Below are 24,342 nucleotides of genomic sequence, written 5' to 3'. Positions count from 1 at the left end.
CAAGGGGTCCGGCCAAGGTGCCTGCAAAACCCACATTGAGATGATCTTGAAGCCCTGATGCGCTGTCAGCCGGCCTGGAGGGCTGCGAAGTCGGCGTGGGCCTGGACAACGGCTTCGGGGTACGCCTGGCGCTTCTCGTGCTCGGCGAGCGCCCGGTAGATGCTGGCCAGGCCCGGGTTCTGGCCCTTGCGCTTGCCGGTGGGGATGATCAGGTCGGGGCGGATCTGCTCGACGGACTCGCCGGCTGCCCGGCGCCGCAGCACGGTGTGCAGCATGTCGTCGGTGATGACGGGGGGTCGGCCGCCGTACTTGCCCTTGCGGGCAGCGGCGTCGAGTCCTTCGAGGGTGGCTTCGCGGATGCTTTCGCGCTCGGTTTTGGCCATCGCGGCGAAGAACCCGAACAGTATCCGCCCGGGACCGCTGGGGTCGTAGATCCCGGGCAGCGGGCCAGCCAGCATCTCCAGGACCAGGCCGTGGGCGGTCAGGTGGTCGGCCAGCGTGGTGAGTTCGGCTGCGTCGCGGCCGAGCCGCTTCATCTCGTAGACGGTGAACAGCACGCGGCAGTGCGGGGCGTGGGCCCTAATCTCGCGGGCGAGGGTGAGCGCGGCCTCGAACTGGGGCCGGACGCGGATGCGGGTGCTGATCTTCTCGGAGAAGATCTTGTCGCGCGGGATGCCGTGCGCGCTGAGCGCGTCCAGCTGCGACTGCAGCTCCTGGGTGAGGTGGCTGCAGCGGGCGTACCCGATGCGGATGTCCGCGCCCGGGGTGTCCGTCTCGGGCGCGGCCGGCGGCGGGGTGCCGGGCCGCCAGGGCTGTCCGGGGCCGCGGTCGGCCGGGGCCGGCACTCGCAGCAGCTTGGCGAGCCGGGCCACCCTCTTGAACCGGCCGGTGTGGTAGATCCCGGCGACGGCGCCCGAGCGGGACCGGCAGGGCGAGCCGGGCTGGACGCCGCAGCGCGGGCAGTCGTGGCGCTCGACGTCGTCGGCATCGCTTCCGGAGGTGTTCTGAGGGTCCGTCACACCCGAAAACCTCTCGTAAACGTTTCCCGGAACAGGGGCCCGTCGCCACTTGAGTGAGAACGGGTTCCGGGAACCGATCGGGCCTCCGGGACGGCCTCTGCACCCCTTCCCGATCTTCCTCCCGGAAAGAGTCGTTTGCGAGAGCAGTCCTGGACACTTAGTCCAATGTGGACGTACAGTCCAGAGTGTGGAGACTCCCGAAGAAAGCACAGATCACCGGGTCCGGATGTGGGCGCCCGTGGGCCAGGCCGTCGCGCTGCTGCTCGGCCCGTATGCCGAGGTGGTGCTGCACGACCCTGACACCGACCGGATCCTGGCGATCTGGAATCCGATGGGCTCCCGCGGTCCAGGGGACCCTTCGCTGCTGGGCGAGCTGGACGCGCTGGACCCGTCCGCGCGGGACGTGTTCGGTCCGTACGAGAAGACGCTCGCGGACGGCCGGCGGCTGTCGTCGGTCAGCGCCGTCCTGCGCGAGCCGGACGGGAAGGCTGCCGCGGTGCTGTGCGTCAATCTCGACCGCACGCCGCTGGAGCAGGCCGCAGCTGTGCTGTCCGCGTTCGGAGCCCCGACGACGCCCCGGCCGGAGCCGCTGTTCGAGCAGGACTGGAACGAGAGCGTCCAGCACATCGTCGGCGCGTACGTGCGCGAGTGCGGCCGCCCCATCGAGCGGATGACCCGCGCCGACCGCCTGGCCGTCCTCGCCCGCCTGGACGAGGCCAAGGTCTTCGCCGTGCGCCGCGCCACCCCCGTCGTCGCCGCCGCCCTGCGCGTCTCCCGATCCACCCTCTACGGCCTGCTGGCCGAACTCCGAACCCCCAGCACCAAGGACAACACCCCATGACCCGCCTGCCCGACTTCCGCCTGGAAACCTACTTCTCCCGGTGGGAGTTCACCGCGCGCCACCACCTGACCGCCTCCGACGTCCAGACCATGACCCTCGGCGAGCTGCTCGCCCTGGCCGACGACCAGGATCGCGCCGCGTTCGAGAACCTGTCGCTGGGCTACACCGAGACCTACGGCGACCCGGCCCTGCGCGAGGCAATCTCCGGTATGTACGAGCGGGCGGACGCGGCCGACGTGATCTGCTTCGCCGGCGCCGAGGAAGCCCTCTACCTGGCGATGAACGTCCTGCTGGGCGCGGGCGACCACGCCGTGGTGGTGACCCCGAACTACCAGGCGGCCGAGACCGTGCCGCTCGCCCTGTGCGAGGTCACCGGCGTTGCCCTCGACCTCGACCGGGACTGGGCCCTGGACCTCGATGCGGTGAGGGCGGCGATCCGCCCGAACACCCGGGTCGTCTCGGTGAACTTCCCGAACAACCCCACCGGCAAGGTCATCAGCGCCGCCGACTTCACCGAGCTGGCGCGGCTGTGCGACGAGCGCGGCATCCACCTGTTCAGCGACGAGGTCTACCGCGGCCTGGAACGCGATGCGGCCCGCACCCTGCCGCAGGCCGCCGACCTGTCCGAGCGCGCCCTGTCGCTGAACGTCACCTCCAAGTCGCTCGGCCTGCCGGGCCTGCGGATCGGCTGGATCACCTGCCGCGACCGCGAGCTGCTCTCCCGCCTGGAGCGGGCCAAGCACTACACCACCATCTGCAACTCCGCCCCCAGCGAGGTCCTGGCCCGCATCGCGCTCAAGGCCCGCGCCACGATCCTGGACCGCAACCGGGCACTCATCGCCCACAACCTGCCGCTCTTCGACGCCTTCTTCGCCGAGCACCCCGACCTCTTCGAGTGGCGGGCCCCGGACGGCGGCTGCGTCGCCTACCCCCGCTACCTCGGCCCCGACGGCGTGGAGGAGTTCTGCACCCGCCTGGTTGAGGAAGCCGGCGTCCTGCTGCTGCCCGCCAGCATCTACCGCTCCGAGCTCACCCCCACCCCCGCCGACCGTTTTCGCATCGGCGTCGGCCGCGCCAACCCCGAAGAGGGCCTGGCCGCCTTCGCCCAGTGGCTGCGAGCAGGCCGATGACCCCACCCGTCCTCGACACCACCGCGATCAAGCGCGCCACCACCCCGGAGCTGGTCTTCACCGCCGTCCGCGACGCGATGATCGCCCACGCCCACGGCCGCACCACCGTGCCGCCGCCGCTGCACCTGCAGTTCCCCGACGCCGACGGCGACTGCCATGTCAAGGCCGGCTGGGTCACCGACACGCCCGACTTCACCGTCAAGATCGCCACCGGCTTCTACCGCAACACCGCCGCCGGCCTACCCACCAACCACGGCCTGGTCTGCGTCGTCAGCGCCCAAACCGGCCAGATCCGCGCGATCCTCGACGACCAGGGCCTACTCACCGCCTGGCGCACCGCCGCAGCCGGCGCCCTGGCAACCCACGCCATGGCCCGACCCGACGCCGTCACCCTGGCCGTGTTCGGCACCGGCGAACAGGCCCGCCTCCAAGTCGAATGGCTGGCCAAGCTCCGCCCGATCGACACGGTGCTCGTCCACGGCCGCACCCAGGACAAGACCAGGTCGCTGTGCGAGGCATTCAACGCCCTCGGGCTTCCCGCCCGGCCCGCCTCGGCCGACGAGGCAGCCGCAGCCGACATGGTCGTCACCACCACACCGGCCACGGCCCCGGTCCTGCACGCCGGTGACGTCCGCGCGGGCGCGCACGTCACCGGCATCGGCACCGACATGCCCCACAAGAACGAACTGCCGCCGGCGCTCTTCGCCCGCGCGGCACTGATCGCCACCGACGACCACCAGCAGTGCCTGGACCACGGCGACTTCGGCCACGCCGTGCGCGCCGGATCCACCACCGACATCAGCGACACACCCGTGGGCCTCCTGCTCGAAAGGCCCGTCGAGCGGCCGGACGGTGCGATCACGGTCGCCGACCTCACCGGAGTCGGCGCACTCGACGCGGCACTCGCCTCGGCCGTCCTGGCCGAGCTGGCCCCGTAGGCGCCTGAGATCGCCTGAGCGGGGCAGCGGACGGACAGTCCGCGCCTCGCTCAGGCGACTGCCGCCTCATCGTCGCCGAGCACGGTGAAGTCGACGTCCAGGTGCGGCTCGTACGCCTCCGGCGCCAAGTCGAGCTCGTGGGTGGAGTACTCGCCGAACCGCATGATCTTCTCGGTCAGGTAGGGCGAGACCTCCGCCAGGTCCTCCGGCTCGACCTTCCAACCCTCGGCCTGCAGCTCGCGCACCGCCTGGGCGATGTCCAGGGTGTTGTGGAAGATCAGGCAGTTGCTGAGCAGGGCGTTGAACTTTGACCGCCTTCTCCTGCTCGACGGGGTCGTTGTCGGTGATGGCGCCCCGGTTGCCGAAACGCACCCACTCGGAGAACCCGTTGTACGCCTCGACCTTGTTGGTCGCGGCCGTCACCCGACGCGGCAGCTCCGGAGGTGACCGCGTCCCGGTCGACCAGGACCTCGATGGTGCGGACGTTGCGCTCGAAGTAACCCGCGTCGTTGTAGGCCCTGGCCAGCGTGTTCGGGGTGATCTTGGCGTAGTGCTGGGTGGCCTCGGGACTCCGGTGACCGAGCCAGGCTTGCAGCTCGAAAAGCGTCATCGATTCCTTGGCGTTGTAGAGCTGGCTGGCGATCGTGGAGCGGGCCCGGTGGCTGGTGATGTTGCCCCGGATGTCGGCGGTCGGGACGCCGGCCTTGCGGCAGAGCGATGGGATGACCGCGGTGTTGATGTAGGTCTTCGCGAGACGTTTGGCCCGGTGCGCGAAGAGGAAGGGCCTTGACCCTTGATCCTGGACACACGAGAGACTGGATCCTGAGGATCTGAGAATGGACATCTCGTGGTCATGAAGAACTATCCGCCGCAGTTCAAGGCGGACGCGGTCGCGCTGTACCAGTCGCGGCCCGAGGCGACGATCCGGCAGGTCGCCGCCGATCTGGGGACCAACCCCGAGACCCTGCGGAACTGGGTCCGAGCGGCCGGCGCGAGCCGGCCCCGGGGACGCCGGGCGGAGGTGCCGGCCGAGCCGCCGACTCCGCTGGAGGCGGAGAACGCCGCTCTGCGGAAGAAGGTCCGCGAGCTGGAGGAAGAGCGCGAGATCCTGCGGAAGGCGGCCAAGTATTTCGCCGGGGAGACGCGCCGGTAGTCGCGCCAGGAGAAGCTCTTGCGCCCGTCGCGCCGGCCGTCGTCCCGGCGTGGCCGGTAGATCAGCCGGGAGTGGTGGCCGGGTTTGTAGCAGGTCAGCGCGGCGATGGATACCCGTCTGCGGGAACGGCCGCGGACTCGCACCACCGGGGTCCGGCCGCGCTGTGACCAGGTCTTCGCCTGCGGCGGCGTCATGGAGAATCCGGCCTCGTCCTCGAAGACCAGCCAGGCTCCACGGGCTGCCGCGAGACTTCCGCGCAGGGCCACACCTCCCGGGCCCACCCGGCCACCGCCTCGTCGTCCCGCTCGATCGCGCGTCGGGCCGGGAGCTCGCAGGACCAGCCGTTGCGGACCAGGAGCTTGCGTACGCCCTGGATCGTGTACGTCAGGTGGAAGCGCCGGCCGATCACCGTCTTCACGCGGCTCAGGGTCCAGCGTTGGTCCTCCCAGCCGTGCGCGGCCGGCCCCCTGGCCAGCTCCGCTTCCAGTTGTGCGAACTGCTTCCGGCTCAGCCGCGGAAGCGACGCAGGCCCCTGCGACCGCAGAGCTCGCGGACCACCGTCGTTCCACGTCCGCCGCCACCTCTGCACCGACCGGACGCTGACCCGCAGGTCCTTGGCGATCACCGAGCTCGCCTCGCCCTGGGCGAACCTCTCGGCCGCCTTGAGCCGTAACTCCTCACGAAACTGCTGCCGTTCGGCGGTCAGCCCGCCCCCTTGTGGATACCGCATGCCTCCGGTGATACCGCACGGATGGCGAGCCGTCAGCCCCTACGACTCCACGAGTTCAACCTCAGTAAGCAGCGACTTCGGCGCGGTTCGCGATAGGGCTGCCGGCCGTCACCTGGAACGCCTCGGCTCCTCGCAGGTGCTGCTTTATGTGCTCGGTCAGGCCGTGACGCTCATCCGGCCCGATCTGGTCGGCGGTCGTGTCGGTCACCATCTCCAGCGTGACGTGGAGGTGCGAGGTGAGGAGGCTGGTGGGGTAGGGGCGCATCGCGTTGTGGCACGCGACCTGTAGGCCCTCAATTGGAATGTCCCGTTCCGTGATGGCGGCCTGCGTGTTTCCAGTGTGTCTCATCCAGGGGCCACGGCAACGTGTCTCACGATCTTGTCCCTTTGCCGGCGTCCGCCTCGACGCAGGTGTGGCGGCGGGTTCCTCGGCAAGGGACTCGACGGGGCCTGGGAAGTCCACTGCGCAATGTGCCATCACCTCGATGAGCTCGCCAAGGCGGACGACTTCGACCCGGAGACGGTCCTTCCGCCTTCGCGTGAACCACCTTCTGCTGCCGGGCTGGTGACGTCTGCGGAGGCCGGGGCCGACTTGCTCGTCGGGGTGATGGGGGAAAATCGGCGGGCCGTGTCGGCGCGATCGGCCGGCGACGCACAAGAAGGACAAGGTGGGGCGGGATGAGCGAGCACGGCCGACGGCAGCGTCACCGTACGGTGGACCGGGTCGTGTGGATCCTGGAGGCCGCCGCGCGTGCCCCGGGCGGGGTGACCGTGGCCGAGTTGGCGCGGACGGTCGGGGCGCCGGCGAGTTCGGTGCAGGATCTGGTCAACGGCCTTGTCGCGACGGGTTTTCTGCTGGAACAGCACCGGCGCTTCCGGCTCGGGCCCGCCCCGCACGTCCTCAACCTCATCGCCGGCCGGGTCGTCCCGCAGATCAGCCAGGCCGAGCTCAACGAACTGAGCCGCGTCGCGGGTACCCCGGTGCTGCTCACGGTGCGGGTCGGGCTCGACGCCGTGCACCTCGCGCGCGGCGGCGAGGACGAGCTTCCCCGCCTCGTGCCGCTCGCCGACGAGCACATGGCCCGGCCGCTCCTGCGTACCGCCGCGGGCCGTCTGCTGCTGGCCTTCACCGACGAGGCGGAGCGCCGTGGGCTGCTCGAGGAGCTCGCCCGCCACGACCAAGAGGCGGTCGCCGAGTTCCGCCGCGCTCTTCCCGCGATCCGCGCGTCGCGGATCAGCCGCAGCGAGGGCCTGGCCGACCCCGAGGTCAGCGCGCTCGCGATCCCCGTCACTGACGGCCCCGTCGTCACGGGAGCCCTCGCTCTGATGCACCGGCGTCGTGGCCGCACGGAACGGCTGAGTCTGGACCGGGCGGCGGCCCGGCTCCTCGCGCACATCCAGGAGGGGCGGACGTGACGTCCGCATCCGTTCACGGATATCCGTGAATGCGGGCGCTCGTGCAGTGCGGGGAACGAGCATCCCGGCATGACTTCGAACACGCTGACCACGACCGAGCCGACGCCTCCGTCGTCCACCGGCGAGATGGTCTCCCGGCTGCTGCACACCCTCGGCGACCTCGATCCGGCCCGGGGAGCCGAGGACATCACCGTCGTCGGGGCCGATCCCCTGGTGCCCTCGGTACACCGCCTCGCCGATGCCATGTCTGCCGCGATCGGTGTCTTCGGGCGGCAGACGGCGGAGGTCGGTGAACAGCGCGGTCACCCGCACCAGAGGGTTCAAGTGCAGGCCGGGGCCGCGATCGACCAGCTCATGGCGACGTATCACACGACGCTCTCGGGGCGCCCGCTCGGTGCTCTCCTCGACGATCCGACACTGCTCGGCAACAACGACTTCTACCGGGCGCGCGACGGCCGGTGGATCTTCATCATCACCACCTATCCGCATCTGCGGGACGCGGTCCACTCCGTGCTGAGGTGCGGGCTCGACAAGGTGGGGATCGCGCAGGCCGCGGCCTGCTGGGATGCCTTCACGCTGGAGGAGGCCATCTGCGCGCGGGGCGGCGTCGCCTGCGTGGTGCGCAGCCGGGACGAGTGGCTCGCGCACCCCGCGGGGCGCTATGCCGCGCTGCGCCCGGTCGTCGAGATCGAACGCGTCGGTGACGGACCGGTCCGGCCTCTGGAGCCGATCGGTGAGGCCGATGAGGCGCTTGCGGGCGTACGGGTGCTCGACCTCACCCATGTGATCGCAGGTCCCGTCGCGGCGCGGCTCCTCGCCCAGTTCGGCGCCGACGTGCTGCACCTGTCGCGTCCCGACCGCTCCGACCCGATCCCGATGATCGCGATGACCGGCGGCGGCAAGCGCAACGCCTACTGCGACCTGCGCGACGATCACGACCGTGCGGCCTTCCACGACGTGCTCCAGGACACGGACGTCTTCGTGCACGCGTACCGGGGACTTGCCCGGCACGGGGCGTCGACCGAGGAACTCGTCCGGCGCCGCCCCGGACTCATCACCCTCGAATACCACGCCTGGGGCGCCGACGGCCCCTGGGGCGAACGCGGTGGGTTCGACCAACTCGCATGCTCGGCAACCGGATTCGCCGTCGAGGAGTGGACCGACCGACCGTCGCTGCCCCCGACGTACCTGCTCAATGACTACCTCGCCGCCTACCTCGGGGCTGCCGCCGTCGCAACGGTCCTGCGCCGCCGTGCGGCGGAGGGCGGCTCATGGCGGATCCGCGTGACCTTGGCCGGGGTGTGTCACTGGGTGCAGGAACTCGGTCTGCTGGCACGGGAGGACGTACTCGACCTGCCCTGCCCCGGACGCACGCCGCTCGCCGCGCTGTCGACCACCGGGACCGACTTCGGCCCGCTCACCGAACCGGCGACACCGTTCGCGTACAGCGGGCGCACGGTCCCCCAGCCCGGCCGGCGTACCCCGCTCGGGTCTGCCGCGCTCCAGTGGCGCTAGGGGGTGTCTCCCCGATCTTCGTGGGCCCGCGCCTTCCCCAAGCTCTCGGCTTCGCTCGAGCAGGGGAGACCCCATCGGCACGGCACCACGTGTCCGCCGCCGCCCGCACCGCACCACCGTTCGCCCGCCCCACCCCCCCCAGGAGGCACCGGAAGATGTCCGATGAACCGAGCGGCCCGTCCGGCCGCGGACTCCTCGCCGGAGTCCGCGTCATCGAACTGGCCAGCGTGATCATGGCCCCGTACGCCGCACAGCAACTCGGCGACCTGGGCGCGGATGTGATCAAGGTCGAGCCGCCCACGGGCGACATGACGCGCCACTACCCGCCGCGGCGCCACCCCGGCATGGGCGGCCCGGCACTCAACCTGAACCGCAACAAACGCAGCGCCGCCATCGACCTCAAGGCCCCGCACGGCCGCGACGCCCTGCTCGCCCTGCTGCGCACCGCCGACGTCTTCATCACCAACCTGCGCCCGCAGGCCCTGGAGAAGCTCCGCCTCGGCTACGACGACGTCGCGGCCGCCAATCCCGGCCTGATCTACGCAGGCGCCCAGGGCTTCCGCAGTGACAGCCGCTACGGCACCCACGCCGCCTACGACGACATCATCCAGGCGGCCAGCGGCCTGGTCTGGCTCAACCACCAGGTCTGCGGCCAACCGCACTACGTTCCCACGGTCCTTGCCGACAAGATCTGCGGCATGCAGATCGCCCAGTCGGTACTGGCCGCGCTGCACCATCGGGAGCACGGCGGCACCGGACAGCACATCGAGGTGCCGATGGCCGACACCATGCTCGCCTTCAACCTGGTCGAGCACCTGGGAGCGGCCGCCCTGGAGGCCGACGGAGAGTTCGGCTCGGCACGCTCGCTCAGCCCGCAGCGCCGTGCCCTGCGCACCGCCGACGGCTGGATGTGCATCCTGCCCCACAGCGACCGCAACTGGCGGGACTTCACCGCCTTCGTCAACCGCCCCGAACTGGCCGCCGACCCACGCTTTGCCACCGGCCCCGACCGGGCCCGCAACGCCGACGCGTTCTATCCGCTGCTCGCGGAGCTGACACCGCAGCACACCAGCGCCGAGTGGCAGGAGTTCTGCGACCGGGCGGGCATCGCCGCCGCCCCCGTGCTCGACCTGGAGTCCGCCGCCACCACCGCCTACGCCCAAGAGGGCGGCCTGCTGCACGAGGCCGAACACCCCACCGAGGGCCGCTACCGGGTCATCGGCCGCCCGGTCCGCTACTCGGCCGACCCGGAGCCGGAGCTACGGCCCTGCCCGGCCATCGGCCAGCACACCGACGAAGTGCTCCGCGAAGCCGGCTTCGACCCCTCCCTGCTGCACCCCACGCACTGACCGAATTCCGTAACGAAAAGAAGCGCATCCATTGATTCACCAACCCGGGAGCGAATGAACCATGTCGCCTTCGACGCTTTCACCGATCGCATTCCCCGATGTCGCCCTGCCCGAATCGGCCCGCCGACTCCGCACCGAAGTCCGCGCCTTTGTCGACGAGGAGCGCGCCCGCGGCACCGTGCTCGGCCGCCCCGACTCTTGGCTGGCCGGCTGGGACCCCGACTTCAGCCGCCGCCTCGCCCAGCGCGGCTGGGTCGGCATGGCCCTGCCCACCGAGTACGGCGGCGCCGGCCGCGGCTTCCTGGAGCGCTACGTGGTGATCGAAGAGCTGCTCGCCGCCGGCGCCCCGGTCAGCGCCCACTGGGTCTCCGACCGGCAGGCCGGCCCGTCCATCCTCCAGCACGGCACCGAGGAGCAGCGCCGCTTCTTCCTGCCGAGGATCGCCGCCGGGCAGTGCTTCTTCTCCATCGGCATGAGCGAGAAGAGCAGCGGATCCGACCTCGCCTCGGTCGCCACCCGCGCCGAACGCACCGCCGGTGGCTGGCGGTTGACCGGCACCAAGATGTGGACCGGCGGCGCCCACGTCAACGACTACGCCATCGTGCTGGCCCGCACCGACGATGCCGAGGACAAGCACGCCGGCCTCAGCCAGTTCATCGTCGACCTGCGCGCCCCCGGCGTACGCATCGAGCCGATCCACCTGATGAGCGGCGAGCACCGCTTCAACGCCTTGCACCTCGAAGGCGTCGACGTCCCCGACGGCATGCTGCTCGGGCAGCGGGGCGACGGCTGGAAGCAGGTCACCTGCGAACTCGCCTTCGAACGCAGCGGCCCGGAACGCTACCTGTCCACCTTCCCCCTGCTGGTCTCCCTGCTCCGCGAACTCGAACAGCGCCCGGCCACGGCCGAGCAGCTCACCCAGGTCGGCATCCTGACGGCCCGTCTGCACAGCGTCCGCCGGCTCTCCCTCAGCGTGGCCGCGGCCCTGGACGCCGGAGCCTCGCCCGACACGCAGGCCGCCCTGGTCAAGGACCTCGGCACCCAGCTGGAGGTCGCGCTGGTCGACACCGTCCGCAGCATCCTGCCGACCCCGGCCGACCCGCACGCCACCCCCGGCAGCCACTCCGAACTGCTCGCCTTCGCCCTGCTGCACAGCCCCGGCTACACCCTGCGCGGCGGCACCAACGAAATCCTTCGCGGCATCATCACTCGTGGTCTGGAGCAGCGCTGATGAGCACCCACACGGCAGCACCAACGAGCACCCACACGATCGACACCGGCGCCTCCGTCATCCCCGCCGACACTTACGACACCACCGCTTTCTACGCCGACCCGGACGCCATCGCCGTCGTCACCAACACCACCGCCGCCGACGCCGTGGCCCTCCCGGCCCCGGACGCCTCCACCGCCGAACTCCTCGCCGCCGCCCAGGAGGCGGGACGCCGGGCCGTCCCCGCCCCCTTCGCCGAAACCGCCCTGGTCGCCCGCCCGCTGCTGCGCCGCGTCGGCCTCCCCGTCCCCGACGGCCCGCTCAGCTACGCCGTCGCCCCCGACCTGACGATCCGCTACGCCCGCCCGAGTGCCTTCGCAGTCGGCTCGGCCGGCTGCTCGGGCGACGACGACACCCTGCTGGTCACCGGCACCCTGCGCCGCGTCCCCTGGGCTCGAGCCGCCCGTGCCGTGGTCGTCCTGGCGACCGCCCCCTTCGGACCCGTCCTGTTCACCCTCACCCCGGACCAGGCCGTTCTCACCCCCGGTGGCAACCTCGCCGAGGAACCCCGCGACAACCTGTACCTCAACGCCCTTGAGATCCCCGCCGCACAGGTCCGCCGGACCCTTCCGCAGTTGCTGGAGGAAGCGGAGCTCCGCGCGGCCCTGGCCCGGTCGGCTCTGATCGCCGGAGCAGGCGAAGGCTGCGTCGAGCTGACGGTCGCCCACACCACCGCCCGCACCCAGTTCGGCCACCCGCTCAGCCGCTTCCAAGCCGTCAAGCAAGAGGAAGCACGCCTGATCGAGGAGGTCGCCCTGGTACGCGCCGCCGTCCAGGCAGCTGCCACGCCGCTGGACACCGGCGACCCGGCCACGCGGTTCACCGTCGCCGCCGCAAAGACCCAGGCGTCCGCCTCCGCCGTGGAGATCGCCCGCATCGCTCACCAACTTCACGGCGCCATCGGCATCACCCGGCTCCACCCGCTCCACCTCGCCACCACTCGGCTGTGGTCCTGGCGGGACGAAGACGGCGACGAAACCTACTGGGCGCGCCACCTGGCCCGGTCCGTCAAAGCCACCGCCCTCTGGCCCGCCCTCACCGCCGAGCCCTGATCCCTCGTCCCATCGCCTCCGCCGCCGACCGGCCCGACCTGGTCGGTGGCGGAGCAGCGCGGTATCCGTACGGCGAGACGTCCCGATCCCCAGTAGCCCCCGGAAGATAGGGTTCCGTCCATGGAGTTCCAGGTCCTCGGCCCCGTGTCGGTCAGCGGGAGCGACGGGCCGTTGCCGCTCGGGCCCGCCAAGCGGCGCAGCCTGCTCGCGATGCTGTTGCTGCGGGCCAATGTCGCGGTCTCCGTCGACACACTCACCGAGGCGCTGTGGGACGACGCCCCGCCGGGTCCTCGCCGACGAGCTCGGCGTCGGTCCGGGCGCCGAGCTGACCGCCGACGCCGCGCAGCTGTTCACCGCGCTCGGCCATCACCCGGGCACGCACGTCGACCGGTTCAGCGCCGCCGCGCTCGCCGGCACGACCCCGCCGGATGCGGCCCGCGCCCTCGACCGCCTGGTCACCGCGCACCTGCTCACCGAGACCGCCCCCGGCCGCTACGTCCTGCATGATCTGGTCCGGCTCTACGCGCGTGGCCAGAGCCACGACCCGGCCGCCCGCACCGCGACCCGGCTGCGCCTGTACGACCACTGCGTGGCGACCGCGCTGTCCGCGTCCGAGGCCGCGGAACCTGGCGGGGAGCCCGCCTTCCTACAGCCCGATGACTTTCAACAGCCGCCCGCCGTACGGGACTTCACCAGCCGCGAGGAGGCGCTCGGCTGGTTCGCCGCCGAGCGCGACGACCTCGCCCTGATCGCCGCTGCGGCCCGCGCCGAGGACCGGCCCGAGCGGGCCTGGCGGATCGCCGTGACCCAGTGGCCGCTCGTGGTCCGGCGGGTCCTCGCCGACTGGGCGCCCACCCTGGAGGCCGCCCTCGCCGACGCCCGCGCCTGCGCCGACCCCTATGCAGAGGCCCGCGTCCTGACCCTGCTCGGCTGGGTGCTCGCCGAGGAGGGCCGCACCGCCGAGGCCGTCCGGCACCTGCGCGTCGCGCCCGAACTCGCGGCCCGCGCAGGCGACGTACTCGGCGAGGCCACCGCCCTGGTCAACCTCGCCGCGGCCCTCCCCGACGACGAACCCGGCGCCGCCGAAACGGCCTGCACCCGAGCCTCGCCCTCGCCACCGAGGCCGACGACGCGCACACCCGGATGCTCGCGCTCCAGCACCTGGCCCGCATCCACCTCGGCGCGGGCCGCCACCGGCAGGCGTACGAGTCGGCCGAGGTGGCGCTCGGCCTCGGCCCCGAGCACGAGGCGGTCGCCCGGCGCGTGCTCCTGCGTACCTGGCAGGGCGAGGCGCCGGCCGGGCTCGGCGACACCACGGCCGGGCGGCGCCGCCTCGCGCAGGCCGCGCTTGAGGCCGAGCAGACCGGCTACGACGCGGGCGCCGTCACCGCGCTCGACGCCCTGCTGCACATCGCCGACCAGGACGCACTGCCCGAACTGCGGCGCCGGCACGCGGCGGCACACGCCAGGATCCGGGAGCGTTAGCCGGGCGTTAGCGCCGCCGCCGCGCTCGTTAGTGATCTGCCAGCGCGCCGCGACACCCTCTCTCGTGTAAGGGGAAACGACCTCGTGCAGGATCGCGACCCACGAACGAGAACCGGGGGAACCAGCCATGCGCACCACCACCCGTCCCGCCCTGCTCGCCGTCGGCGCCGTCGCGACGCTCGCCCTGTCCCTGACCGCCTGCAACGACGGCAGCGGCACGCAGGACAGCGGCGCCGCCGACACCAGCGCATCATCAGCCGCCCCGTCGGGTTCCGCCTCCGCCTCGGCCTCGGCCTCGGCGTCGTCCGGGGGCGGGACGAGCACGAGCGGTGGAGGCAGCTCGTCCTCCGGCACTGGCGGGGGCGGCGTCACCGCGGCCTGCACGGCCAAGAACACCTCGGTGACGTTCCTCCAGTCCTCGGGCCACGCCAGTGACGCGCAGGCCGCCGACGCCACCCTCAAGATCACCAACAGCTCGGGTGCCCCCTGCACCATCGTCGGCCCGACGACCGTGGTCGCCGACGACGACCAGGGCAAGGCGAGCCCGGTCTCGGGGGACAACTCCGAGGACGGCTCGGACGCGGTCGACGTCCCGGCGGGCGCCGCGGTGGTGGCGGACGTGCTGTACAACGACGTGAACAGCGAGGGCACCGAGTCGGCCCGCTACACCTGCCCGGTGCAGGCGTCCCACGTCAAGGTCGCGCTGCCCAAGGACGTGGGCACCACGGTGAACGTGATGAAGGCGGACGGCTCGCCGGGCGGCGTCTTCAGCGTCTGCGGCACCGACTTCAAGGTCGGAGCCTTCGCGGCACGGTAAAGCTTGGCGCGGCCCCGTGCGTTCGCACAATCTTGGTCATTGACGGCGTGGATCAGGAGCAGGTTCAGGTACTGCCGTCGGCGGTGTGAACGGTTGAGCTGCCCCAGGGCCAGCAGCGGAGTGAAAACGCGATCTTATGCGTGGCGGAATCATGCTCCGCTGCTTCCTGTAAGCGGTCGCGATTTTGGGTCAGGCCGCGATTTTCCCCACTTCGGCCCGTTTGAAATTTTCGATTCTCCCCATCCTGAATCTCCGTAATTACAGTACCTGGCCTTTCTCGGTCTCGCCGCCGCCCTCTGCTGCTACAAACGACTCGTCCGACTCACCACATAGGACATGGTCTAAAGGACCTTGGCCAGGAAGGCCTTGATGCGGTCGTTGTTGTTGGCCGGCGAGAAGAACTCCTCGGGCGGCAGGTCCGCGGCGATCCGGCCGCCGTCGATGAATACGACGCGGTCAGCAACCTTCCGGGCGAATCCCATCTCGTGTGTGACCACGACCATGGTCATGCCGTCCTTGGCCAGACCGCTCATGACCTCGAGGACGTCGTGGACTACCTCAGGATCCAGCGCGGACGTGGGTTCATCAAAGAGCATCAGCTGCGGGTCCATGGCCACAGCCCGTGCGATGGCGACGCGCTGCTTCTGGCCTCCAGAGAGCCGGTTGGGGAAGACGTCCGCCCGGTGGCTCATGCCGACCCGTCCGAGCAAGGCGCGGCCGCGCTTCTCGGCCTCCTCGCGGCTGCGCCCGAGCACATTCATCTGCGGCAGCACGACGTTGCGCAGCGCGGTCATGTGCGGGAACAGGTTGAACTGCTGAAAGACCATACCCATACGGGCACGCAGCTGGTTGAGGTTGGACTGCGTCGCACTGAGCTCGTCGCCGGCGAAGACGACACGCCCCGTAGTCGGCGTCTCAAGCAGGTTCAGGCAGCGCAGGAAGGTCGACTTGCCGCCGCCGCTGGGGCCGATGACGGCGACGACCTGGCCCGGCTCGACGGTGAAGTCGATGCCGCGCAGCACCTCGTGGTCGCCATACGCCTTGGTGATGCCGTGGGTTTCCAGGAGTGCCATCAGACATACACCGCCATCTTCTTCTCGATCGCCTGGGTCGCGGATCCGATGAGGTTGGTCAGGACGTAGTAGAGGAGGCCGATGAACAGGTAGACGGTCAGCGCGTCGAACGTGCGGGAGATGATCGTCTGGCCGACGAGGAAGAGTTCACCGATGGTGATGAAGGAGACCAGTGCGGAGTTCTTGGTCAGCGACACGAACTCGTTGCCCAGCGGGGGCAGCATTCGCAGGAACGCCTGGGGGACGACGACATAGCGCATGGCCGCGCCGTGGGACATGCCGCAGGAACGGGCGGCCTCGATCTGGCCGCGGTCCACCGCCTGCACGGCGCCGCGGAAGATCTCGGTGACGTAGGAGCCGCTGTAGAGGCCGAGGGCGAACACGCCGGCGACCATGGGCGGCAGTTGCAGTCCGAGCTGGGGCAGGCCGAAGTAGATGAAGAACAGCTGGACGACGAACGGGGTGCCGCGGATCACGGAGACGTAGGCGTTGCCCAGCCAGCGCACCGGAAGGATCTTGCTGAGCTTGGCGAGGCCGCCGAGCATGCCGAGGGTCAGGCTGAGGCAGAGCGACAGCAGAATGACCATGATGCTGACCAGAAGGCCGTGCCAGATCTGATCCCAGGAGTCCACGATCGTCGCGGGGTTGAGGAGCGGGTGGTCCTTCTGGGCCTTGGCGCCACCCTTGGCAGCGAACCACTTGCCGGTCAGCTTCGCGTACGAGCCATCGGTCTTCATGTCCTTGAGCGCGGAGTCGAACGCGGTGGTCACCGCGGAATCCGACTTCGGGAACGCGTATCCGTAGTTCTCGCCGGTCAACCGCTTGCCGACCTGCTTCAGGCCGCCTTGCTGGGCGATGAAGTATCGACCGCCTGGCGCGCCGGTGACGACGGCGTCGGCCTGGCCGAGCTTCACGGAGGAGAACATCTGCTCGTTGGTCTGCACGGTCACGAGCTGGGCGTGGGGCTGGTGCTCCTTGAGCCACTCCACAGACTTGGTGCCGACCTGCACCGCGACCTTCTTACCGGCCAGGTCGTTCAGCGTGTGCACCGAGTTGTTGTGGTCGGAGACAAACATCGCAAGGCCGCCGGGGTAGTAGACATCCGTGAAGTCCACGACCTTGGCCCGCTCGTCACTGATGTAGATCGCCGAGGCGCCGACGTCAATCTGGTGGGCCTGCAGCGCCGGGACGATGTTGCCGAACGGCATCTGCGTGAACGTGACCTTCCTGATGCCCACGCGCTTGGCCAGTTCCCGGACCAACTCGACGTCGAAGCCGATCTTGCCGCCCTTGGCGTCGGTGAACTCGAAGGGCGGGAACGTCGCGTCGGTACCCACTCGCAGGGTCGCCTGGCCGGAGCGGAGACGGTCGAGCTTCTGGGTACCCTCCTTCTGAGCCTCCTTGCCCCCCTGATCGGCGGCGGCGGGCGAGGCGCCGACCAGCAGAAGAACGGACGAGAGGAGCCCGGCCAGGACGGCCACGACCCTTCGTCCTATGGGTGCTCTTACCATGTTCAACTCCATTGGACCTGTATGCGGGACGGATCTACGGGTGCTGCGACTCTTCCGGTTTGCCGCGAGCCAGGTGGGCGCGCGGGCGTTCGGGACGTGCTGGTCTCTGTTGTGGCCGGTCCGTACGCGGCGCCCGGTGGGCTGCCGCCGGGATGTGGGACTGCTGGGTCAGCCGGCGGCGACGGCGTCCGGACCGGTGGGGGCGGTGGCGCGGCTCCGGGCGCGGTGGGAGCCGACCGTGAGGGTGTGGACGAGCCGGGCGGCGAGCCCGGCGGTGCGGTAGTCAATGTCGTAGGCCGGGTTCAGTTCGACGACGTCCACCAGCGTGAGTTTCGGGCTGGCGGCGACCACCTTGCAGATCTCGACGATGACGGTCGGTGGTACGCCGACCGAGGCGGGCGCACTGACGCCGGGGGCGGACGCGGCGGGTAGCACATCGAGGTCAATGCTCAGGTGCAGGACGTCGACAGAGTCGACGAAGTGCGCCACGAAGGCGAGCACGTCGGAAAGATGGCGCTCCTGGCACTCTTCGTCCGTCCGGTACACCACGTTCAGGGCATTCGCGGCGTCGAAGAGGGCGGCGGTGTTGCTCGGCTCGCTGATGCCCACCACCGCGTACGTGAAGGGCGCGCCGCGGTCGGCCTCGAGGCCGGCAATCTGCCGGAAGGGGGTGCCGGAGGTGGCGCGCGATGCCTCGCGCAGATCGAAGTGCGCGTCGAGGTTGAGGATCCCGAGCCGCCGCCCGTCTAGGGCACCGCTGTTGGCGAGCCCCTGGTAGGAGCCGTACGCGGTCTCGTGACCGCCGCCCAGCACCAGTGGGGTATGTCCGGCGCGGACCAGGGAGGAGACGGCGGCGGCGAGCCGGTCGTGGCCGTCCTCCAGATCGTCTCCCACGACCATGACGTCACCCGCGTCGTGGACGACGATACCGGCGTCCAGGGCCTTGGAGGCCAGGGCCCGGCGGATCTCCCCTGGGCCGTCGGCAGCGCCCTGGCGGCCTCCGTTGCGGCGCACCCCTTCATCGCTGCGGAAGCCGATCACGGCCGCGCCTGGGGTGGTGGCTTCGTCCGCGTTGACCGCGGAATGCCAGCGTCTGTGCGCCGGGCCGATACCGTCGATACGGCCGGCCCAAGCGGGGCGGGCGGTCACGTCGGGGGTTGCGACCGTGGCTGACACGTTGGCGGAAGTCGTCTCCATGGCGGATCCGTTGGCTGAGGGCGCAACCGTGGCGGTGCTGGGGTGTGTGTTCATGGTGTGCAGTCCGAACTCATGACGGTGATGTGATGCCGGGCAGGACGCTGGATCGCGTCAGCCGGTGGCGTGCGGCGCGGGCACGCAGCGGGAACCGGCGCGGGGTGTGGGCAGGTCGGGCGTCATGACTGGAGTTCGTCGAAGCGACTGATGTCCTGAGCCGCGGCGTGGGTAAGGGTGAGCAGCGTCTGATGGTTGCGGCGCACCCGGAATTCGGGCGCCATGGTGCTGACGGTTCCGGTCACCTGGCCGAGCCGGTCGAAGACGGGCACGCTGACGCCCCAGACGCCCTCGTCGACGGCCCCGGTGCTCACGGCGTACCCGCGGTCGCGGACGCGTTTGAGTTCCAGTTGGAGCGCCGCGACGCGTTCGGCGGTGAGCCGGTGGGCCTCGCTGACCGCGGCGACGCGCTCGTCGGGGAGGTGGGCGAGTATCGCCTGCGCGCTGGCTCCGAAGGTCAGCGGCTTGGTCAGGCCCGGGGAGAAGCTGCACTTGATCACCCGCGACCCCTCGGCGGCCTCGACGCACAGCACGTGATGGCCACTGGGGACGAGGAGGGCAGCCAGCTCCTGGGTGTCGGCGGCCAGCCGGGTCAGTCGGCGCTTCACCTCGCCGCCGCTGAGCGTCTCGCGACGGTAGTTCTCGGCCATCTGTACGGCGAGAGAGCCGGCGCAGTACCGGCCGCGGGTGCGGGTGGGACTGACGAGGCCGAGCTGCACGAGATGGTTCAAGTGCCGGTAGACCGCGCTGATGGGAATCGCGGTACACCGAGATAGATCCTGGGCGGTCACCGTCGTCTGCTCGGCGAGCGCGACCAAGATCGCACCGGTGCGGTGGCCCGGTCCCTGAGCGGTCTTTCTCGATGTCACCTGCCGAACATTAGTGCTGTGTTTCAGCCACGCAAGGGCCGTCCACCCACTGGGCGGGAATTTCCCTGTCGATCAGTGGGAAGTACCCGCACCCTCATGGGGCTTGTACCCCATTTCATCTTAATTTGCGTCTAAGTATCAGAGATCAAAACGCGCCAACCTCGGCGACGATATGCATTCAGGACCTGAACAGGCCGAATTTGAACCGGTTTCGGGTCGCCACCCGCCTCTTCCGCGAACTGATTGCTGGAGGCCGCCGCGCTGACCGAACGCGGGCCTTCACCGCGCAGGAGAGCCGCCTGCTCCCGGCGCCGTCACGGGTCCGGGGTGACCGGCGCGCAGCGGCTTCGTTGAGCACGACATCGCGTGCATGAACATCCGACCCCCGCGGATACGCGAGCGAGCCCGGACCAACTGGTCCGGGCTCGCTCGCGGGCTGTTCGGGGCAAAGCTTGCCGGGAGGGGCACTAGAGATCGAACTCCAGGCGTTCGATGTCCATGAAGCGGACCTCCTCCAGGCTCCCGGCACGGCGGCCGCCGTCCTGGAAGTACACCTCCTTGAGCGCTTCGGCAGCGATCTCCCGCAGGCGGTCGTCGCTGGCGCCCTGTTCCTGGGCCTCGAAGAGGCGGGCGGCGTGATGCGGCGGCAGGGCGACGGTCAGGTGCCGGATCCGGTCCTCATCCGTCGACCCGATCGGCGCGACGTAGCCGAGCCGGGCCCGGGTGTCGATGACGATGCCGCCGGTGCTCGCCGCCTTCTCCCTGGCCTTCGCCCGGATCTGCGGCTGCCACCGCCTCTTGACCTCGGTCTCCAGCCGCGCGGCGAGGTCGGGGCGGGGCTTCTTGATCTGGTCCTTCACGTACCGCTCGACGGTGCGCTGGGGGATCCGCAGCATCTGGGCGACTGCCTTGGTGCCCTTGTACTGCTTGACCAGGTACCGCATCTGCGCGCCCGCGCTCTTGGGCGTCGGGTGGGTGAACGCCTTCTGTACCGCCTTGTCGAGGCCGTCCCCGAACGTGCTCATCGCCTGCTACTCCCCGTTGTCCTGGTCGGTGACGGTGCCATCCTTGATGTACCGGGCGAGGTTGAGCTCCGGGGCCTTGAACTGCTCCCTCACGCCCTCGCCCCACAGCACGCTCTGCGTTCCCTCGTGCTTCACCAGGCCCGGGTTGACCCCGAGCTTGAATCCGCCCGGCAGCGGCTTGCCCTCCCGGTGCGGCAGGAAGTCCAGCGGCGATTCGCCGTCGGCCGCGTGGACGACGCAGTCGGAGAGAATCGCGACCGGGTACTGCCCGGTGAACGCCGCGTGCTTGACGATCTTGCGGTGCAGGTTGATCCGGGTGCGGGAGATGACCGCCGCGCGGATGTCCGGCCGCCAGGTCAAACGGGACAGCGCCCGCCACGGGCTCGCCGGGCCGCCAGCCCTCGCCCCTGGGCCGCTCACGCAGCTTCCCCAGCCCGCCCTTCACCGTCGCCTTGACGGCGGACACCACGATCGCCAGCTCCGGGTCACGGCCGCGGTAGCCGTCCATCGCCGCCAGGAAGCCCTTTGGCGACAGGGCCTTAGGCCCTGCACGTCGAACCGCACGACCTTCGTGAACCCTTCCGACGCCATGACGAGGTCGTCATCGTCCAGGGCGATGTGGCGCCGCTGCTGGGGGTGTGTTCCACAATGGGCGTGATGACGACGAGGGCCCCGCCGTCCCGCAGCAGGCCGCCAAACCGGCGATCGTCGGGACCATTCAGGTGCTCGCATCCGACTGTGCTTGGCGGTGGAGTCGTAGTGGACGCGGGCTGCCCGGGCCCGTTCTCTTTTTCCCTCACAGGAAGCGCTCTATGCCTACACGATCGCTGCTCTCCCCCTCGGCTGTGCCTGACTCCGCCAGCGCTGTACGCGCCTGCTTTCTCAACGAAAGGGATGCCGCCGCGTACCTCGGCATATCACCGCACACACTTTATGTCTGGCGGCACCGACGGCAGGGGCCGCCGAGCTTCCGCACGGGCCCTCGTGGTCGCGTCATGTATCGGCGGACAGCTCTCGACGCCTGGATCCATGAGCAGGAACGCGCAGACTCTCGCTCTGACCCTGCTTTGAACCCATTGGGTGCGCCTCCGCAGCGACGTACGAACCCCGGTGCTTGACATATCGAATGTTGTTGGGCGCGCCGTTCGCATCCTCTTGAAAGGAAACCAGTTCGGCCGGCTATATCGAGGATCGTTGGCTCAAAAAGAAGAAGGATCCGGTCACCGGGAGAAGAGGGAAGACCGCTCGCCACGGTAAGGGCAAGCGGTACAAGGTCGCCGGCATACCTGGGGTGCGAGACCGATCCTTTGATGTGCTGGAGGACGCCAAGGCGTGGCTGCGCCGGGCAGCTACGGACGAGGAGCGAGGCGAGTTCGTAGACCCGCGCGACGGGTCCATCACGCTGGCCGACTACATCGCGACGCACTGGGCGCCGGGGCGAGGAGGTGCTCCGAAAACCCAGGACAGTCAGGAGCGTAGAACGCGTCTTCATATAGTCCCGCACCTGGGCCGGCTTCCGCTCAGGAGCATCGCCGCAACGGATCTGCGCGCGTTCATAACCAAGTTGGAGTCGACAGTCTCGTCAGTCGACTACCAGCGCGGCATCCTGTCCGAGCTTTCCTCCATCCTGGAAGCGGCCGTCGACGACAAGCGCCTCGCGCGCAATCCTATGCACGCGAAATCTGTGCGGTGGCCCAAGTCCCCACGGGAGCGGCGCGACGCGTGGCCGATGGGCACGGCACTGCGAGTCCGCGATGCCATCAACGAGCGGAACAGGATCGCCGTCGTAGTCGGCCTGGGATGCGGACTCCGCCAGGGCGAGGTGTTCGGGATGAGCCCGGAGGACATCGACTATGAACGCGGCATGCTTCACGTTCGGCGCCAAGTGCAGGCGATTCACGGAAGGCTGTACTTCGCCCTGCCGAAGGGGAAGAAGATCCGCACGGTGGATCTGCCCCCTCGGTAGCCGAGGAACTGAAGCGTCACATCGAAGCGTTCCCGCCGGTAGAGGTGGAGCTGCCGTGGGGGAAGCTAGAGGGGGAGAGGAAGAAGTTCTCCCTGCTGCTCACCACGCGCTTCGGTAACGCTTTCGCGGTGAACACATGGAACACCTACATCTGGAAGCCTGCCTTGGCCAAGGCAGGCGTCATCCCGCCACGTACCGAGGGAGCGAAAGCCTGGCAGTGGGCGGCGGCCCCGAAGGACGGTTTCCACGTGCTTCGGCACACCTACGCCTCGATCATGCTGGAATCCGGAGAGTCCGTCGTGACCCTTGTTCGGTGGCTCGGACACTCCTCGCCGGCGATCACCCTCGGTTACTATGCTCACTTTATGCCGGAAGCTGGCAGCAAGGGGCGCGGCATCATCGACGGTCTGCTTGGGGAGCGGGGAAACCGGCTCGCTGGCCGAAACTCCCCAGATTCTCCCCAGCGCTGTTGACCGGTGATTCCTGCCTCTACGCCCCGGAGAGGTCGTCCGTGGATTATAAGGTTGAGAAGATGGGTGGCCTGGGAAAGTGCTGGAAGAGGTCGTAGCGACCCGCTATATCACGCCCTTGCGTGAGGGTGGCTCGCTCCCCGGGATCGTCGAAGCCGACGACCTCGGCACGTATGTCATGAAATTCACCGGTGCGGGGCAGGGTCGGAAGACGCTGATCGCGGAGATCATCTGTGGGCAGTTGGCGCGGCGGCTGGGGTTGCGGGTGCCGGAGCTGGTGCGGATGCAGCTCGACCCGGTGATCGGCCTGAGCGAGCCCGACCAGGAGGTCCAGGAGCTGCTCAAGGCGAGCGGCGGGCTCAACCTCGGGATGGACTACCTGCCCGGGTCCCTCGGCTTCGACCCGCTCGCGTTCGAGGTGGGCGCGCACGAGGCGGGCCGCGTGGTGTGGTTCGACGCGCTGATCAACAACGTCGACCGGTCCTGGCGGAACCCGAACCTCCTGGTCTGGCACGGCAAGCTGTGGCTGATCGACCACGGCGCCACGATGATCTGGCACCACAACTGGCCCGGCGCGGAGAAGGGCGCGGTCAAACCGTACGACGCGACCGACCATGTGCTGGCCACCTTTGCGCCCGATCTCGCCGCGGCCGCCGCGGAGTTCGCGCCGCAGATCACTGAGGACCTGCTCACCGAGGTCGCCGCGGACGTCCCCGACGAGTGGCTGGTCGACGAGCCCGGCTTCGCGTCGCCGGACGAGGTGCGCGCCGCGTACGTCCGGGCGCTGCTGGCCCGCGCCGAGGTGATCGGCGACCACATCACCCTGAGGGAACGCACCTCGGACGGACCGTCCCGGGCGCCGGAGTGGCTGACCGGCAAGCCCCCGCGGAGGGCAGTGAAGTGAGCGGACTGCACAACGGGCGCGATGTCTTCGAGTACGCGCTCCTCAAGGTGGTACCCCGCGTCGAACGCGGCGAGATGATCAACGCCGGGGTGGTCGTCTACTGCCACGCCCGCCACTTCGTCGAGGCCCGTACCCATCTGGACGAGGCGCGGCTGCTCGCCCTCGACCCGGCCGCCGATGTGGAGGGCGTACGCGCCGCCCTGGGCGCCGTCGAGGGCGTCTGCCGCGGTGGCGCGCAGGCGGGCCAGGCGGCGGGGGACGACGCCGGGCGCCGCTTCCGGTGGCTCATCGCGCCGCGCAGCACCGTCGTCCAGCCGGGCCCGGTGCACACCGGTCTGACCTGCGATCCCACCGGTGAGGCCGGGCGGTTGCTGGAGCTGCTGGTGCGCTGAGCCGCGAGAGGGGCGGAGCGGGAAGCCGGAGCGGGGCCACGGGCCGCGCTCCGGCTTCCCGCATGCCGGGGGCGGCCGCGCGCGGGTGAGCTGTGTAACGGCGCGGCGATGGGCGTTGACAGGGGGTGGCCGGGCTTCTAGCGTCACCGGTGCTGGAGATACTAAG

General features: G+C 70.0%; 26 protein-coding genes and 4 pseudogenes. 16 read left to right on the top strand and 14 right to left on the bottom strand.

The window, feature by feature from the left end:
• Positions 1-65: 65 nt before the first annotated feature.
• Positions 66-1,019 (bottom strand): recombinase family protein, encoded by a 954-nt coding sequence (locus tag OG422_RS01735; protein ID WP_405738844.1) that lies wholly within the window; start codon positions 1,017-1,019, stop codon positions 66-68.
• Between the two features lie 187 nt (positions 1,020-1,206).
• Between OG422_RS01735 and OG422_RS01730 the strand changes: the two genes are divergently transcribed.
• The 3 genes from OG422_RS01730 to OG422_RS01720 are packed head-to-tail and all read left to right on the top strand — an operon-like array spanning position 1,207 to position 3,928.
• Entirely contained in the window at positions 1,207-1,860 is a 654-nt protein-coding gene (locus OG422_RS01730) for a transcriptional regulator (RefSeq protein ID WP_405738841.1), read from the top strand.
• A complete protein-coding gene (locus OG422_RS01725) occupies positions 1,857-2,990 on the top strand; it encodes an aminotransferase class I/II-fold pyridoxal phosphate-dependent enzyme (RefSeq protein WP_405738838.1) in 1,134 nt (377 codons plus the stop codon). The genes OG422_RS01730 and OG422_RS01725 overlap by 4 nt, the downstream gene beginning before the upstream one ends.
• Positions 2,987-3,928, top strand: a complete 942-nt coding sequence (locus OG422_RS01720; protein ID WP_405738835.1) for an ornithine cyclodeaminase family protein — start codon at positions 2,987-2,989, stop codon at positions 3,926-3,928. Before OG422_RS01725 ends, OG422_RS01720 begins: the two co-directional genes overlap by 4 nt.
• 50 nt (positions 3,929-3,978) lie before the next feature.
• Here OG422_RS01720 and OG422_RS01715 read toward each other — a convergent pair whose 3' ends face one another.
• Positions 3,979-4,206, bottom strand: coding sequence for a Tn3 family transposase (locus tag OG422_RS01715; protein ID WP_405747594.1), 228 nt, complete (start codon positions 4,204-4,206; stop codon positions 3,979-3,981).
• 317 nt (positions 4,207-4,523) lie between these two features.
• Positions 4,524-4,772 (bottom strand): annotated as a pseudogene (locus tag OG422_RS01710) (hypothetical protein); the annotation flags it as partial.
• 3 nt (positions 4,773-4,775) lie between these two features.
• Here OG422_RS01710 and OG422_RS01705 point away from each other — a divergent pair.
• Positions 4,776-5,066: pseudogene (locus OG422_RS01705) on the top strand (transposase); the annotation flags it as partial.
• On the opposite strand, the pseudogene OG422_RS01700 reads toward OG422_RS01705, so the two are convergent.
• The 3 genes and pseudogenes from OG422_RS01700 to OG422_RS01690 all read right to left on the bottom strand — a co-directional run.
• Positions 5,054-5,275 (bottom strand): annotated as a pseudogene (locus tag OG422_RS01700) (IS630 family transposase); the annotation flags it as partial. The pseudogenes OG422_RS01705 and OG422_RS01700 overlap by 13 nt on opposite strands.
• Positions 5,272-5,811, bottom strand: a complete 540-nt coding sequence (locus tag OG422_RS01695; RefSeq protein ID WP_405738832.1) for a winged helix-turn-helix domain-containing protein — start codon at positions 5,809-5,811, stop codon at positions 5,272-5,274. The pseudogene OG422_RS01700 and the gene OG422_RS01695, both read right to left, overlap by 4 nt.
• 61 nt (positions 5,812-5,872) lie before the next feature.
• Positions 5,873-6,160, bottom strand: a complete 288-nt coding sequence (locus tag OG422_RS01690; protein WP_405738829.1) for a hypothetical protein — start codon at positions 6,158-6,160, stop codon at positions 5,873-5,875.
• 329 nt (positions 6,161-6,489) lie between these two features.
• On the opposite strand from OG422_RS01690, the gene OG422_RS01685 reads away from it, so the two are divergent.
• The 5 genes from OG422_RS01685 to OG422_RS01665 all read left to right on the top strand — a co-directional run bounded on the left by OG422_RS01685 (position 6,490) and on the right by OG422_RS01665 (position 12,413).
• Positions 6,490-7,227, top strand: a complete 738-nt coding sequence (locus OG422_RS01685) for a helix-turn-helix domain-containing protein (protein WP_405738826.1) — start codon at positions 6,490-6,492, stop codon at positions 7,225-7,227.
• A gap of 69 nt (positions 7,228-7,296) precedes the next feature.
• Positions 7,297-8,742, top strand: coding sequence for a CoA transferase (locus tag OG422_RS01680; protein WP_405738823.1), 1,446 nt, complete (start codon positions 7,297-7,299; stop codon positions 8,740-8,742).
• A 155-nt stretch (positions 8,743-8,897) separates the two neighbouring features.
• Positions 8,898-10,091, top strand: a complete 1,194-nt coding sequence (locus OG422_RS01675) for a CaiB/BaiF CoA transferase family protein (protein WP_405738820.1) — start codon at positions 8,898-8,900, stop codon at positions 10,089-10,091.
• 61 nt (positions 10,092-10,152) lie between these two features.
• Entirely contained in the window at positions 10,153-11,322 is a 1,170-nt protein-coding gene (locus OG422_RS01670; RefSeq protein WP_405738817.1) for an acyl-CoA dehydrogenase family protein, read from the top strand.
• Positions 11,322-12,413, top strand: a complete 1,092-nt coding sequence (locus OG422_RS01665; RefSeq protein WP_405738814.1) for an acyl-CoA dehydrogenase family protein — start codon at positions 11,322-11,324, stop codon at positions 12,411-12,413. The genes OG422_RS01670 and OG422_RS01665 overlap by 1 nt, the downstream gene beginning before the upstream one ends.
• Before the next feature lie 253 nt (positions 12,414-12,666).
• Here the strand turns inward: OG422_RS01665 and OG422_RS01660 are convergent, their stop codons facing one another.
• Positions 12,667-12,918 (bottom strand): hypothetical protein, encoded by a 252-nt coding sequence (locus tag OG422_RS01660; RefSeq protein WP_405738811.1) that lies wholly within the window; start codon positions 12,916-12,918, stop codon positions 12,667-12,669.
• Positions 12,919-13,059: 141 nt separating this feature from the next.
• On the bottom strand, positions 13,060-13,389 hold the full coding sequence (locus tag OG422_RS01655) for a hypothetical protein (RefSeq protein WP_405738808.1): 330 nt from the start codon (positions 13,387-13,389) through the stop codon (positions 13,060-13,062).
• Between the two features lie 167 nt (positions 13,390-13,556).
• Between OG422_RS01655 and OG422_RS01650 the strand changes: the two genes are divergently transcribed.
• Complete coding sequence (locus OG422_RS01650) at positions 13,557-13,898, top strand: hypothetical protein (protein WP_405738805.1); 342 nt, start codon at positions 13,557-13,559, stop codon at positions 13,896-13,898.
• A gap of 127 nt (positions 13,899-14,025) precedes the next feature.
• A complete protein-coding gene (locus OG422_RS01645) occupies positions 14,026-14,715 on the top strand; it encodes a DUF4232 domain-containing protein (RefSeq protein ID WP_405738802.1) in 690 nt (229 codons plus the stop codon).
• Positions 14,716-15,056: 341 nt separating this feature from the next.
• Here OG422_RS01645 and OG422_RS01640 read toward each other — a convergent pair whose 3' ends face one another.
• The 6 genes and pseudogenes from OG422_RS01640 to OG422_RS01615 form a co-directional block, all read right to left on the bottom strand.
• A complete protein-coding gene (locus tag OG422_RS01640; RefSeq protein ID WP_405738799.1) occupies positions 15,057-15,788 on the bottom strand; it encodes an amino acid ABC transporter ATP-binding protein in 732 nt (243 codons plus the stop codon).
• Entirely contained in the window at positions 15,788-17,299 is a 1,512-nt protein-coding gene (locus tag OG422_RS01635; protein WP_405738796.1) for an ABC transporter substrate-binding protein/permease, read from the bottom strand. The genes OG422_RS01640 and OG422_RS01635 overlap by 1 nt, the downstream gene beginning before the upstream one ends.
• Positions 17,300-17,467: 168 nt before the next feature.
• Positions 17,468-18,496 (bottom strand): formimidoylglutamase, encoded by a 1,029-nt coding sequence (hutG, locus tag OG422_RS01630; RefSeq protein WP_405738793.1) that lies wholly within the window; start codon positions 18,494-18,496, stop codon positions 17,468-17,470.
• A gap of 176 nt (positions 18,497-18,672) precedes the next feature.
• A complete protein-coding gene (locus OG422_RS01625; protein WP_384594456.1) occupies positions 18,673-19,419 on the bottom strand; it encodes an IclR family transcriptional regulator in 747 nt (248 codons plus the stop codon).
• Between the two features lie 467 nt (positions 19,420-19,886).
• Positions 19,887-20,444 (bottom strand): telomere-protecting terminal protein Tpg, encoded by a 558-nt coding sequence (tpg, locus tag OG422_RS01620; RefSeq protein WP_405738789.1) that lies wholly within the window; start codon positions 20,442-20,444, stop codon positions 19,887-19,889.
• Between the two features lie 6 nt (positions 20,445-20,450).
• Positions 20,451-20,979, bottom strand: a pseudogene (locus tag OG422_RS01615) (transcriptional regulator); the annotation flags it as partial.
• A 277-nt stretch (positions 20,980-21,256) separates the two neighbouring features.
• On the opposite strand from OG422_RS01615, the gene OG422_RS01610 reads away from it, so the two are divergent.
• From OG422_RS01610 to OG422_RS01590, 5 genes are all read left to right on the top strand, one after another.
• The gene (locus tag OG422_RS01610; protein WP_405738786.1) at positions 21,257-21,562 is read left to right on the top strand and encodes a helix-turn-helix transcriptional regulator; all 306 of its coding nucleotides are present in this window, start codon (positions 21,257-21,259) and stop codon (positions 21,560-21,562) included.
• 173 nt (positions 21,563-21,735) lie between these two features.
• A complete protein-coding gene (locus OG422_RS01605; RefSeq protein WP_405738783.1) occupies positions 21,736-22,410 on the top strand; it encodes a tyrosine-type recombinase/integrase in 675 nt (224 codons plus the stop codon).
• Positions 22,411-22,538: 128 nt separating this feature from the next.
• Positions 22,539-22,883, top strand: a complete 345-nt coding sequence (locus OG422_RS01600; protein WP_405738780.1) for a tyrosine-type recombinase/integrase — start codon at positions 22,539-22,541, stop codon at positions 22,881-22,883.
• A 76-nt stretch (positions 22,884-22,959) separates the two neighbouring features.
• Positions 22,960-23,784: a HipA family kinase gene (locus OG422_RS01595; protein WP_405738777.1), complete on the top strand. Its 825-nt coding sequence runs from the start codon at positions 22,960-22,962 to the stop codon at positions 23,782-23,784.
• Positions 23,781-24,176 (top strand): DUF3037 domain-containing protein, encoded by a 396-nt coding sequence (locus OG422_RS01590; protein ID WP_405738774.1) that lies wholly within the window; start codon positions 23,781-23,783, stop codon positions 24,174-24,176. Before OG422_RS01595 ends, OG422_RS01590 begins: the two co-directional genes overlap by 4 nt.
• The last annotated feature ends 166 nt before the right edge of the window (positions 24,177-24,342 follow it).

This window comes from Streptomyces sp. NBC_01525 (genome assembly GCF_045040405.1).
In the GTDB taxonomy this organism is placed as follows: domain Bacteria; phylum Actinomycetota; class Actinomycetes; order Streptomycetales; family Streptomycetaceae; genus Streptomyces; species Streptomyces benahoarensis.
This window is presented reverse-complemented; position numbering and strand designations above follow the sequence as displayed.

Coding starts and splice junctions, on each gene's coding strand:
- OG422_RS01720 (WP_405738835.1), top strand. CDS start 2,987: ATGACCCCACCCGTCCTCGACACCACCGCGATCAAGCGCGCCACCACC.
- OG422_RS01725 (WP_405738838.1), top strand. CDS start 1,857: ATGACCCGCCTGCCCGACTTCCGCCTGGAAACCTACTTCTCCCGGTGG.
- OG422_RS01665 (WP_405738814.1), top strand. CDS start 11,322: ATGAGCACCCACACGGCAGCACCAACGAGCACCCACACGATCGACACC.
- OG422_RS01680 (WP_405738823.1), top strand. CDS start 7,297: ATGACTTCGAACACGCTGACCACGACCGAGCCGACGCCTCCGTCGTCC.
- OG422_RS01640 (WP_405738799.1), bottom strand. CDS start 15,788: ATGGCACTCCTGGAAACCCACGGCATCACCAAGGCGTATGGCGACCAC.
- OG422_RS01675 (WP_405738820.1), top strand. CDS start 8,898: ATGTCCGATGAACCGAGCGGCCCGTCCGGCCGCGGACTCCTCGCCGGA.
- OG422_RS01690 (WP_405738829.1), bottom strand. CDS start 6,160: ATGAGACACACTGGAAACACGCAGGCCGCCATCACGGAACGGGACATT.
- OG422_RS01610 (WP_405738786.1), top strand. CDS start 21,257: ATGCCTACACGATCGCTGCTCTCCCCCTCGGCTGTGCCTGACTCCGCC.
- tpg (WP_405738789.1), bottom strand. CDS start 20,444: ATGAGCACGTTCGGGGACGGCCTCGACAAGGCGGTACAGAAGGCGTTC.
- hutG (WP_405738793.1), bottom strand. CDS start 18,496: ATGGAGACGACTTCCGCCAACGTGTCAGCCACGGTCGCAACCCCCGAC.
- OG422_RS01635 (WP_405738796.1), bottom strand. CDS start 17,299: ATGGTAAGAGCACCCATAGGACGAAGGGTCGTGGCCGTCCTGGCCGGG.
- OG422_RS01650 (WP_405738805.1), top strand. CDS start 13,557: ATGCTCGCGCTCCAGCACCTGGCCCGCATCCACCTCGGCGCGGGCCGC.
- OG422_RS01645 (WP_405738802.1), top strand. CDS start 14,026: ATGCGCACCACCACCCGTCCCGCCCTGCTCGCCGTCGGCGCCGTCGCG.
- OG422_RS01685 (WP_405738826.1), top strand. CDS start 6,490: ATGAGCGAGCACGGCCGACGGCAGCGTCACCGTACGGTGGACCGGGTC.
- OG422_RS01695 (WP_405738832.1), bottom strand. CDS start 5,811: ATGCGGTATCCACAAGGGGGCGGGCTGACCGCCGAACGGCAGCAGTTT.
- OG422_RS01660 (WP_405738811.1), bottom strand. CDS start 12,918: ATGCAGGACGTAGCGGCCGGGGGCGGTCTCGGTGAGCAGGTGCGCGGT.
- OG422_RS01670 (WP_405738817.1), top strand. CDS start 10,153: ATGTCGCCTTCGACGCTTTCACCGATCGCATTCCCCGATGTCGCCCTG.